Here is a 12,693-nt window from a genome sequence, read left to right as displayed (position 1 = left end):
TGTCCGACGAGCCTCTATCTTGTGTCTGCAATGTTCTTTTCTTTTAGGGAGCTTGTCAAGCGTTACATTACAGTTGTGACAGTTATTTTTAAGTGAAAACCGATTCGTCGCCCTCGGAAGGGAAGAAAGTGTTAAATATTTTAATAATATATATTATATATATAAATATATATAATATATATTATTAATTTTCTTTTACAGATTTTTCCCAGGTTGATTTTCTCTTAAAATTAACTGTCACAACTGTAATGTAACGCCATAATTGCCGAAAAACGCCCTGTCCGTACGATTGTCCGGCATGTGAAAACAGCGTTTGTTGCAGAGCCGAAAAACCGTGCAAGGGGGTATTGTTTTTCAGGAAGTTTTTTATTATCTTTGCAGAAACCAATTTTTCGTTTTATACTGCTATGAGTGATATCTTACAACTTGCTCCACAGAACGTGTGGAAGCATTTTTATTCGCTGACTCAAATCCCCCGTCCTTCCGGACATATAGAAAAGGTGACCGAATTTCTGGTCAATTTCGGTAAGGGGCTGGGGCTGGAGTCCTTTGTCGATGAAATAGGCAACGTCATCATCCGCAAGCCGGCCACGCCGGGCATGGAGAACCGCAGGGGCGTCATCCTGCAAGCCCACATGGACATGGTACCCCAGAAAAACAATGATACGGTACACGATTTTACGAAAGACCCTATTGAAACCCGCGTCGACGGCGACTGGGTGAAGGCTAAAGGAACAACCCTTGGTGCCGACAACGGTTTGGGCGTGGCAGCCGCCATGGCTGTGCTCGAAGCCACCGACCTGAAGCACGGACCGCTGGAAGTGCTCATCACCAAAGACGAGGAAACGGGCATGGTAGGTGCTTTCGGGCTGAAACCCGGAACTTTGCAGGGCGACATCCTGCTGAACCTCGACTCCGAGGAAGAAGGCGAACTGTACATTGGTTGCGCCGGCGGTATCGACTTCACCGCTACGCTTGAATATAAGGAAGAAGCGCCCGCCGAAGGCTTCGTAGCACGCAAGCTGACGCTGAAAGGACTGCGCGGCGGACACTCGGGCCTCGAAATAAACGAAGGCCGCGGCAATGCCAACAAGCTGCTGGTGCGCGTCGTTCACGACCTGCTGCTTGAGTTCGATTGCCAGTTGGCTTCGTTCGAAGGCGGCAACATGCGCAACGCCATCCCGCGCGAGGCTCATGCCGTGATGCTGTTCAACCCCGAAGATATGGACGGTCTGGACGACTACATCCGCGAGTACGAAGCACAGATCGCTGCCGAATACGCACCCATCGAGCAGGGTATCAGCCTGAAGATGGAAGAAGTTGACGTGCCTGCTACCGTTGTGCCCGAAGAGATTCAGGACAGCATGGTCAACGTGCTGATGGCCTGTCAGGACGGCGTGATGCGAATGATTCCTACCGTGCCCGATACGGTCGAGACTTCGTCCAATCTGGCCATCGTCCTCATCGGAGGCGGAAAGGCCGACGTACGCATCCTGGCGCGCAGCTCGTGCGACACGATGAAAGACTTCCTGGCCGACAGCCTGACCGCTTGCTTCTCGATGGCAGGTATGAAGGTCGAACTGAGCGGCAATTATTCTGGCTGGCAGCCCAATGTCGACTCGCCCATCCTGCATGCCATGAGGCTGTCCTACAAGGAACAGTTTGGTACGGAACCGGCTGTCAAGGTGATACACGCCGGCTTGGAGTGCGGCATCATCGGAGCCATCTACAAGAATCTCGACATGATTTCCTTTGGCCCCACCTTGCGCTCACCCCATTCGCCCGACGAACGTGCCTACATTCCTTCGGTCGGCAAGTTCTACGACTTCCTGGTGGCTACGCTTGAGAAGACGCCAGAAAAGTGAAAAAGACGGCGGTAATAGAAAAGAAAGACTAATACTTCAAGACAACGGGGACAGGCTACGGTCTGCCCCGTTTTTTTGTACCCGTACTTCTGCCATTTTGTCCGTACGGACATTCTCGCAACACGCTTGTCAGTACAATATGGCAGTCTTTTAATGTCCGAACTTACGAAAAATTGACCCATATCAAGAAATATGTTATATAACATGTTTTTCTGCCTTTAATCGCTTGCAATCTCAAATAATGGCTCTATTTTTGTGCTGTAAAACATGAATTCAATGAGAATTCAACAGGATAACACATTATTTATAGGAGGATAACAAAATGAAAATGTTAAAGAAAATCATGAACCGCCTCGGCAAGAACAACGCCGATGTTTGGGGCTATGTGATGCTGGGTGCACACAAGTTCTAAGGTTCGAAAAAAGCGTAAAGAGAGAAAAGAAACAAATGAGGTTTTCAGGTATTAGTTTTTAATTTTCAAGTTTCGCAGAGGCGGAATTTTTCGGAAGTCCGTTCTCGGACGGAACTTGAACTAAACTTTTAAAGCAATGAAACAGAAATTTGTTAGTACACTGAAGCACATTCTTGCCGAGATGGGAAGAAGCGAGATGCAGAAAAGAGGGGTTTATCTTTCTTGAAAAAGAAAGGATCACCCTCTCACCACAGAGAGAGAAAACTGAAGACGGAAACACCGTGTATACTTCCGTACGTTTTTAGGATAACGTTTTAATTTTTAAGGTTATGAAAAAGAAGATTGTTAATTCATTTAAGCGCGCCATGCTGTTGGCTGGCAAAAACTGGATGGAGGCAATGCGATATTATAGCCTTCAGATGTAAAGCACAGTAATTATTAGTTAATCATACACACCAGGGGGATATCTCTTTTCATTGAGGGATATCCCTCTTTTTTTGTCCGTGCAATATTTTTTCAGTTAAAAGATACGCCCGTTAACATTTTATTCTCTTATTTTGTTATAAAGGAAGAATCGAACCTTCGATTCGGCATAATGAAACCTACAAATAGAGAGAAGAATATGAAGACAATCCGAAGAATTTGCACCGTTATGTTGCTCGTGCTGATGGCTTTTCCAGCCCTCCACGCGCAATCGTACGACAACCTCTGGAAGCAGCTCGAAGAAGCACGCGAGAAGAGTTTGCCGCAAACCGTGATTCGACTGGCCGACCAGATCTGGCAGAAGGCCCAAACCGAGAAAAACGCTCCGCAGATGCTGAAAGCCTACGTCTGTCGGCAGGCCTGCCAGAAACGTATTACGCCCGACAGCCTTTACACCAGTCTGGCCGCAATGGAGCGCTGGGCGCAGGAAGAGGCAGACGAGACGAATGGCGCCATTCTGCACTCGCTCTTGGCGCGTCAGTATGCCGACTTGCTCAGCACCAACCGCCGCACGCTGCTCAACTCTCCCTCGCTCCTTGTCGACGAGGCTCCTGCCGACGTGCGCGAGTGGAGCCTTAACCTCTTCATCGACCGCATCGACGCCCATCTGCAAGCCTCCTTGCAACCCGTCGAAGCCCTGTTGCGTACTACCGCTGCCGACTACGATCCCTTCGTCATCCAGCAGGATGGCAGCCGATTCTATGCCCACGACCTCTACCATCTGCTGGCTCGCCGTGCCGTCGATACGTATCAAGGGTGGAGGGGTTTCAACGTCGATTCGCTGATGGATCGCCGCATCAAAGATGTCTATCAGACGATGATTGCCACCTATCGCCAACGCCCCGATGCGGAAGATGCTGTCGTAATGGCCACCCTCGACTACGAGCAATGGCGTGTCGATATGCAGTCGCCCGACGGCTATCTGCAAACCCTCGACAGCTTGATTGCTGCTTATGGCACACGTGACGTCTGTGGTGAAGTCTACATCCGCAAGGCTCAGTGGCTGAACGACAAGCGGCACTACGCCCAAGCCCTGCGCGTGTGCGACGAAGGTTTAAAGCGCTATGCTGCCTACAAGCGCATCGGCGAACTGAAGAACATCCGTGCGCGGATCCTGCAACCGGCTCTCAACATCTATACAGCCGAAGGCTATCCCTCCGATTCGGTCAGCATGCGAGTCAACTATCGCAACCTCAGTGGCTTCACCCTCAACGTCTATGCCACCGACTACGACGAACGTCCCTGGCTGGACGATGGCCTCACGTCCGCCGTCTGCCGCCGCCACGGTCGTCTGCTGGCTTCGCACCGCTTTGCTCTCCGTCCGCTGCCGGGTAAGGATAAGGCCGCCGAAGACGTACCCTACCATTCCTGTGATACTACGTTGCACTTCCGCCTGCCCGATGACGTAGGCGTATATATTCTTCAGGCAGTGCCCGAAGGCGAAAAGACGCTTCACCAGTCATACAATTTTCTGTGTGTCAGCCGCTTTAAGGTACTTTCGCTGAACGTCGACGAACAGACTACCGAATTCATCACCCTCGACGCCCTTACCGGCCATCCGATAGCAGGCGTACAGCTCAGCTTCTATTCCGACGATAGCAAAAATCGCCGTCTGCTGACTCAGCTGACCACCGACTCCGAAGGAAAAGCTCTGCTTACCGGCCAGCCCAATGCACGCTATTACGTGGCGCGCAAGGGTGACGATCGCGCCATGACGCCTCAGTATTTTCGTCAGGGAATCTCCAGAATCGTTGATTCTGATACAGCACAGAAAATGTTGACCCTGCTCATCGACCGCGCCATCTATCGCCCGGGGCAGACAGTCTACGTGAAAGGTATCGCCTACGAACAGACAACCGATGCCGCCCGTGTGCTCGAAGGTGCAGACTACGAACTGCTTCTGCTCGACGCTAACCGCAAGGAGCTGGCCTCCCGCAAGGTCCGCACCAACGACTTCGGCTCCTTCTCAGCCGAGTTCGTGCTGCCTTCGGCATGTCTCAACGGCGCTTTCTCCATCACCACCCGCAAACACGAGGACTCAGCTTCGTTCCGGGTCGAAGAGTATAAGCGGCCGACGTTCGAAATCAGTTTCACCCCCGTGGCCGAAGCCTATCGCCTGGGCGACCGTGTGATGCTGCGTGGTAACGTCAAATCCTTCAACGGCATGTCCGTGCAAGACGTTCCTCTGGCCTTTACCGTGACGCGCCACGATCTGCTGAGAAGCTATTTCGTTCCTTCGACGAAACCTTTGCTGGCCGATACCGTCCGGCTCGATGCCGAGGGTAATTTCTGCATTCCTCTGACGTTAGAGGCTCCTGCCGATACTTCAATGGGAGGCTATCGTTATTATCATTATCAGGTCGAAGCCTCCGTAACCGATGATGCGGGCGAGACACAGACAGCTTCCTATGGCATTCAGGCAACGACAAAAGCTTATTCTTTCATGTCCGACATGCCGCAGGTGATTTGCAAGGAAGACAGTTTGCTCTTCACCATTAGCGTCGCCAACGGCGTACAGCAGCCTCAGGAAGTGAAAGGCCGCTACCTGCTTCGCCCAGCCGATGCCGATCGCATTGTCCTCGAAGGCGATTTCGTGGCCAACCAACGTCAGGACTTCTCCTCCTTGAGGTCAATCCCCTCGGGCAAGTACCGCATGACCTTTGTCGTGACCGATAGCCTAGGACGTGAAGAGAATAGCGATATACAGACTCATTCGATCGTGAACTTCACCCTCTTCTCGGAGCACGACACACGCCTGTCTCAATTCACCGAGCTGTTCGTACATCAACCCCTCGATGAGTTCGACGAAACGCAACCCGCCGATTTCTTCTTCGGCACCTCCTTCAAGGATGCTTATGTGCTGATGGACGTTTTCACTGGTCGCCGCCGCATCGAGACCCGTGTACTTCAGCTCAGCGATAGCCTGATGCACTTCACTTTGCCCTACCGCCCCGAGTATGGCGAAGGGGTGACGCTGACTTTCAACTTCGTGAAGCAGGGTTTACACTACTCTCACCAGCTATTCTTTAAGAAGCGCCAACCCAACCGCACCCTCGACCTGAAGTGGGAAGTCTTCCGCGACCGCTTGCGCCCGGGGCAGGAAGAAGAGTGGAAGCTCGTTATCAAGACACCTCAGGGTTTGCCTGCTTCGGCCGAAATGCTGGCTACGATGTACGATGCCTCGCTCGATAAGCTTTTCCGCCACAATCAGTCATTGAATGTATATTTCAGCAGTCGTCTGTATAGCAGCTATCGCAATGCCAGTCGCTATGCCGATGCCTACTTCAATCTTCGCTTTCCGCTCGATAGCAAGTGGGTACCTACGTGGACATACGACTACTTCTATACTTATTTCTCCGCTGTTGGCGAAGTTTTGTCCATTAGCGAAAATAGCCTGGTACTGAGACAGAAAACAGCTGATGCCCCCATGGCTCGTGGAGTGGAAGAGAGTGCTGATGCGGTCGAAGTGAAATATGTACCGGTAGCTGTGTTCGAAGAAGATCGTGAAGAATCGTTCATCACAGGTGCTTTGCCGGAGGCTCAGTCCGAGCTTCGCACCAATTTTGCAGAAACAGCCTTCTTCTATCCGCACTTGCGCACTAACGAGCAGGGCGAAGTAACCATTGCTTTCACCATGCCTCAAAGTCTGACTCGCTGGCGTTTCCGTGGTTATGCCCACACCAAAGATATGCTGACTGGCCAGTTGGAAGCATCGGCCGTTACATCTAAGGAGTTTATGCTGACGCCTAATCTGCCGCGTTTTGTGCGGGTGGGCGACCATACTCAGATAGCTGCTACCATCGCCAATCAGACAGACAAGGCTGTGAAAGGCACTGTTCGTTTCGTCTTGTTCGATCCCCTGACGGAGAAGGTCATCGACAGTCAGAAGCAGAAGTTTACAGCCGATGCCCGTCGGACCACTTCCGTATCGTTCGCTTTCGACGTGGACGAGCGCTACAACCTGCTGGGTGTGCGTATCGTAGCCGATGGCGATTCGTTCAGCGATGGTGAGCAACACCTTGTTCCTGTGCTCAGCAACAAGCAGTACATTACCGAAACGTTGGCTATGCCTATTCGTGGTGGAGAGAGTCGCACCTTCGACCTTAGCCACCTGTTCAACGGCGACAGTTCCACGGCTACCGACCGCCGTCTGACGGTTGAGTTTACCTCTAACCCAGCCTGGTATGCTGTTCAGGCGTTGCCGGTGCTGGCTCAACCTACTACCGACAATGCTATCGACTGGGCTTCTGCTTTCTATGCCAATTCGCTGGCGGGCTTCATCGCAGGTAGTCAGCCGCGTATCAAGGCTGTGTTTGACGCCTGGATGGCCGATGGTGGTAACAAGGAAACTTTCCTCAGCCAACTGGAGAAGAATCAGGAAGTGAAGAACATTCTCTTGTCTGAGTCGCCTTGGGTACTCGAAGCCGCTACCGAAAGCGAGCAACGCAGTCGTATAGCCACACTGTTCGACCTCAATCAGCTGAATAACCGCAACCTTTCTGCTTTGACCAAACTGAAAGAGCTGCAAGGCACCGATGGTTCGTGGAGCTGGTACAAGGGCATGTCGGGTAGTTCCTACATCACCAGCTACGTGACCGAATTGCTTGTCCGCCTGCCACAGTTGACTGGCCAGCCCCTCGCAGCCGACGCACAGACCATGAAGCAAGCAGCTTTCGGCTATTTGAACAACCGTGCGCTGGAGGCTTACCGCTCGATGCTGAAGGCCGAGAAGAAGGGCAGCAAGGTATCTTCCTTGTCCGACGACCTTGTACAGTACCTCTACCTCGTAGCTTTATCAGGTGAAAAACTACCCGATGCGAACCGCAAGGCGCAGGCTTACTTCCTGACGAAGATAGGCGGTAATCTGACGACTGCCTCCGTCTCGTGCAAGGCGCGTGCGGCCATCATCCTTCTGTCCGCAGGCAAGAAGACCGAAGCCGACCGCTTCATAGCCTCGTTGAAGGAGCACTTGGTGCAAGAAGATGAGATGGGTGCCCACTTTGCTTTCCTCGACGCTCCCTACAGTTGGTCGATGATGCCCGTGCCCGCCCATGTCAAGGCGATGGAAGCCTTGCGTAAGGCTGGCGGTAACGATGCTTTGGTCGAGGAGATGAAACTCTGGCTGTTGAAGCAGAAGCAAACCACTTGTTGGAAATCGTCGGTCGAGACAGCCGATGCCATCTATGCCTTGTTGTGTCAGGGCAATGATTTGCTGGCTACAGCAGGCGATGTGCGTATCACTCTGGGACGTGAAGTCATCGAAACCACTTCGCCCGCTGCCGATGCTACACCTGCTTTGGGCTATGTGAAGGAAACCTTTACTGAAGATCATCAGGCGCTGAAAGCCCGTCAGGTAACTGTTGAGAAGCGTGATGCAGGCATCGCCTGGGGAGCCGTGTATGCCCAATATCTGTCGCCCATCGCCGATGTGAAACAGCAGGGCGGCGAACTGAATGTGGAGAAACGCCTCTATGTAGAGCGCCTGTCAGCCGATGGCCGACGCTCGTTGCAGCCCCTTGGTCAGGGTGAAGCCCTGAAGGTGGGCGATAAGGTTGTATCGCGTCTCACCATCCGTTTGGATCGAGCCATGGATTTTGTTCAGCTGAAAGACCAGCGTGGTGCTTGTTTCGAGCCGCTCAGTGCCTTCTCAGGCTATCGTTGGAGCAATGGATTTGGCTATTATGTCGAGGTGGAAGATGCCGCAACCAACTTCTTCTTCGACCACTTGGGCAAAGGCGTCTATGTGCTCGAATATAGTTACCGTGTGGCTCGTGGAGGTACCTACGAGGCCGGACTTGCTACGTTGCAATGTGCTTACGCGCCCGAATATGCTTCGCATTCGGCAGGAAGAAAATTAATAATTAAAAATTAAAAATGAATAGTTGGAGTGGGGTGAGGAGAGTTAGAGGTAATCTTGTTTGATGCTCCCATCTTCCTCCCACACCCTCTAACTATTAATTATTAATTATTAATTTTTAATTCTAAAGAAATCGCCCTACATTTGCCCTTGTAATTTAGAATCCCAACTTTCGCAAGCTCAAGTTGCAGTTGACAAGCAACAAGTTGACGAGTTAACAAGGCGTTTGTAGCGAGCCGTTTCAAGCGGCACTTTATCAAACAGGGAGTTCCAGCCTAGTAGACTTGTTAACTGAAGCCTTGTCAACTAATAAGTTGAGCACTTGCGAAACTTAAGTTAGAATTAAAATAAATGAAGCGAATCATAACCACTTTATATGTATGTATGGCGGCTTTGGGAGCCTTGGCTCAGCCGCGTTTTACGTCCAATACCGAGATGCACAGCTTAGGGCAAATCGAGTGGAAACACCCGGCCACCGTGCAATACACCATCACCAACACCGGCGATGAGCCGCTGGTGCTGACTGATGTAGAGCCCGATTGTGCCTGTACGGTAGCCCAGTGGACACAGACGCCGATAGCCCCCGGGGCGAAAGGTATGGTCAACGTCACCTTCGATGCCGAAGCGTTGGGTACCTTTCAGAAGTCGGTAGCTATCTACACCAATGCCGAACCTCATATTGTCTACTTGCGTTTCAACGGTGAAGTGGTGCAGGAAATCAAGGATTATACCAAGACTCATCCCTACCTGATCGGCCAGATACGTATCGACAAGAATACGCTCGATTTCCCCGATGTTCACTTGGGTGAGCATCCGGTGATGCACGTTGGCGTGGTAAACTTGTCCGACCGCCCCTACGAACCCGTGCTGATGCACCTGCCTCCCTATTTGGATATGGAGGTGAAGCCCAATGTGCTTCAGAAAGGTGAAAAGGGCATTATCACTCTGACACTGAACCCTGAAAAACTGACCGACCTTGGTTTGACGCAGGCTTCCGTCTATCTGTCGCGCTTTGCAGGCGATAAGGTGACCGATGAAAGCGAAATACCTGTATCGGCCATTCTCTTGCCCGACTTTTCAGACATGACCGAAGCCCAAATGCAAAACGCACCTGGTATACAGCTTTCGGCTACCGACATCGATCTGAGCAAGGTGCTGGCCAAACGCAAGAAAGCCAAACAGGATATTGTAGTAACTAATACCGGACGTTCACCCTTGCAGATCAGTAAGTTGCAGGTATTTCATCCGGCTGTGGGCGTCAGCCTGAAGAAGACCGTGTTGCTGCCGGGCGAATCGACCCGTTTGCGTGTGACTGTCAATAAGAAAAATATCGGTACCCGTCGGCGTCATTTGCGTCTGCTTATGATCACCAACGACCCGATGAGACCCAAAGTAGAAATTAACATTAAAGCCAAATAATCATGGAACATCCCGAGAATAACGAAGCATACAAAGGATTGGTAGTCAACGCCGGAGTCGAACAACCCTCGACCGTAAGTCCTTATTTGAAGAATCGTCCGAAACGTAAGAAACGCGAACTGACGGTAGCGGAGTATGTGGACGGCATTGTGAAAGGTGACGTGACGATACTCAGTCAGGCCGTGACACTGGTCGAAAGCGTACGCCCCGAACATCAGGTCATCGCTCAGGAGGTCATCGAAAAATGTCTGCCCTATTCGGGAAGCTCCATCCGTGTGGGTATCAGTGGTGTGCCGGGGGCAGGAAAGAGTACTTCGATCGATGTCTTTGGCTTGCACGTGCTCGAACAGTATGGCGGCAAGTTGGCTGTATTGGCTATCGACCCCAGTAGTGAGCGCAGCAAGGGTAGTATATTGGGCGACAAGACACGTATGGAGAAACTGTCCGTACATCCCAAGTCGTTCATTCGTCCTAGTCCATCGGCTGGTTCGTTAGGAGGTGTGGCACGCAAGACGCGCGAGACCATCATCTTGTGCGAAGCTGCCGGCTATGACAAGATCTTTGTCGAAACGGTCGGAGTAGGGCAGAGCGAGACGGCTGTGCATTCCATGGTCGATTTCTTCCTCCTCATTCAGTTGGCAGGTACGGGCGACGAGCTTCAGGGCATCAAGCGTGGCATTATGGAGATGGCCGACGGCATCGTTATCAACAAGGCCGATGGCGACAACCTGGAGCGTGCCAAGCTGGCAGCAGCCCAGTTCCGCAATGCCTTACACCTGTTTCCTGCGCCCGAAAGTGGCTGGACACCTCAGGTGCTGACCTATTCGGGCTTTTACAACCTGGGTGTGAAGGAAATCTGGGACATGATTTACCAATACATGGACTTTGTGAAAGCGAACGGCTATTTCGAGTACCGTCGCAACGAACAAAGCAAATACTGGATGTACGAAAGCATTAACGAACAGTTGCGCGACAGCTTCTATCACAATCCGAAGATCGAAGCCATGCTGGCCGGTCAGGAACAACAGGTGCTGCAAGGCAATCTGACTTCGTTTGTAGCGGCCAAGTCGCTGCTCGACACTTACTTCGACGATATGAAACGTTGAGGCTGCCCGTTGCGTCAGAAGGAGGCGACAAAGTCGTCGAAGCTGACGTCGGTGATTCCTATCTTTTCTTTCAGACGCATCTTTTTGCGCGATATGCTTCCCTTGGCTATGTGGTAGATTTCTGCCAGTATGGCCAGGGGAAGTTCCATTTTCACCAGACAGCAGAAGTCTATTTCTTCATCGCTCAGCTGGGGATAGGCGGTTTTCAGCCGTCGGGTAAAGTTGTCGAAGCAGGCGTCGGTGTTGTTGCGTAGCGTTTGCCAGTCCTCGGGCGAGAGGTGCAGGGCGCCTGCCTGATTGCGGCTTCGCATCAGTAGGGGGATGGTGATTTCGTTCAGCTGCTTGAAGTATTCCAGACGCTGGTTGAGTTGGGCGTTTTCAAGCTGTTCTTTGGCTTCCTGCTCGCGCAGGTAGCGTATCTCCATCTCCTGTTTCGAAAGCTGGGCTTGCATCAGGTCGCGGTTGAGTAGCGCCTGGCGACGGCGTGTGTAGATGTAGTAAGCACCCCACAGAATGATGAGTGCGCATACTACTGCCGCGAGTCTGTACACCTGAAGCATCCGGTGGGTCAGCTGACGTTCGCTGTCTTCGATCTGTTGCTGTTGCTTGCGATATTCGCGTATGGCATGTACTTTCTCCAGCAGTTCAGCTTTCTTGTCTGCATCGAGCGAGTCGCGGTAGCGCACGTGTTCGCGCAGGAAGTCAATAGCTTTATCATACTGTCCGCGGCGGTTGAGCACTTCGGCCATGTAGCGGTAAGCATCCGTCTTGCGGGCCAGAGGAAACATCTCGGCTATGCGGCGGAAGTAGGGCAGGGCCGAGTCGTTGCGGGCAATGTGATAGCGCACACCTTGGCGTAGGGCATGGTAGTATTCTTGTCGACCGGCTTGAGTGGCAATGGCACGGTCAAGGTGGAGTAGGGCAGAGTCAGGCTGTTGCAGGTATAGGTGTACGACAGCCATTTCAGCTTGCAGTTCGGCACGCCGTTCGGGCGTTATGGCGTAGGCATAGCGATAGGCCGTGTGCAGTTCGTCGAGGGCTCGGGCGAAATCCTTTTTGCTTTTCTCCCGCTGGCAGCGGAGGAGGCAGATGCGTATCAGCATCAGGCTGTCCTGCTGTTCGGTGGCCAGTTGTTGGGCATTGTCCAGCAGTTGGTTTTCTCGTTTCTCAAAATGATTGAAGCGACAAAGGTCAGCTTGTGCAATGTCCAGTTCCATGCGGAGTCGTGGGGGCGCTTGGGCAGGCAGATAGCGCTGTGCCTTTTCGTAACGTTCCTGTGCACGAAGCAGGAAATACCCTTGATGAAGTTTCTTCCCCTGAAAAAAACAGATCATGCTGACATGCAGCGAGTCATCAGCTTCGATGGCCTGCTGGAGGCCGGTTTGAAGCAAGCTGTCGGACAGGTGAACAGAGTCGTGCAAGGCGATGCTGTCCCAAAATTCATTCGGGATGTCGTCGTGGCGCTGGGTGCACGCGGTGAGCCACGAGGCAAGCAGGAGGAACAAAAGGGCGTATTTCATAGGTATGTAGGTCGGCGGCATTGCTGCCGCT

General features: G+C 52.2%; 5 protein-coding genes. 4 read left to right on the top strand and 1 reads right to left on the bottom strand.

Annotation, left to right across the window (positions count from 1 at the left end; all coding sequences use genetic code 11):
• Positions 1-407: 407 nt before the first annotated feature.
• From QVP67_RS02840 to meaB, 4 genes are all read left to right on the top strand, one after another.
• Positions 408-1,865, top strand: coding sequence for an aminoacyl-histidine dipeptidase (locus QVP67_RS02840; protein ID WP_022162047.1), 1,458 nt, complete (start codon positions 408-410; stop codon positions 1,863-1,865).
• A gap of 1,034 nt (positions 1,866-2,899) precedes the next feature.
• A complete protein-coding gene (locus QVP67_RS02835; RefSeq protein ID WP_022162043.1) occupies positions 2,900-8,632 on the top strand; it encodes an alpha-2-macroglobulin family protein in 5,733 nt (1,910 codons plus the stop codon).
• A gap of 336 nt (positions 8,633-8,968) precedes the next feature.
• Positions 8,969-10,036 (top strand): DUF1573 domain-containing protein, encoded by a 1,068-nt coding sequence (locus tag QVP67_RS02830; RefSeq protein WP_022162042.1) that lies wholly within the window; start codon positions 8,969-8,971, stop codon positions 10,034-10,036.
• Positions 10,037-10,038: 2 nt separating this feature from the next.
• The gene (meaB, locus tag QVP67_RS02825; protein WP_022162041.1) at positions 10,039-11,142 is read left to right on the top strand and encodes a methylmalonyl Co-A mutase-associated GTPase MeaB; all 1,104 of its coding nucleotides are present in this window, start codon (positions 10,039-10,041) and stop codon (positions 11,140-11,142) included.
• Positions 11,143-11,156: 14 nt separating this feature from the next.
• Here meaB and QVP67_RS02820 read toward each other — a convergent pair.
• Positions 11,157-12,693, bottom strand: a 1,537-nt coding sequence (locus QVP67_RS02820; RefSeq protein WP_288179835.1) for a hypothetical protein, incomplete at its 5' end; no start/stop codon positions are given.

Origin of the sequence: Bacteroides sp. CAG:633 (genome assembly GCF_000435115.1) — a bacterium.
Lineage (GTDB): Bacteria > Bacteroidota > Bacteroidia > Bacteroidales > Bacteroidaceae > Bacteroides > Bacteroides ndongoniae.
The sequence above is the reverse complement of the archived record's forward strand: the minus strand, read 5'-3'. Positions and strand labels throughout refer to the sequence as shown.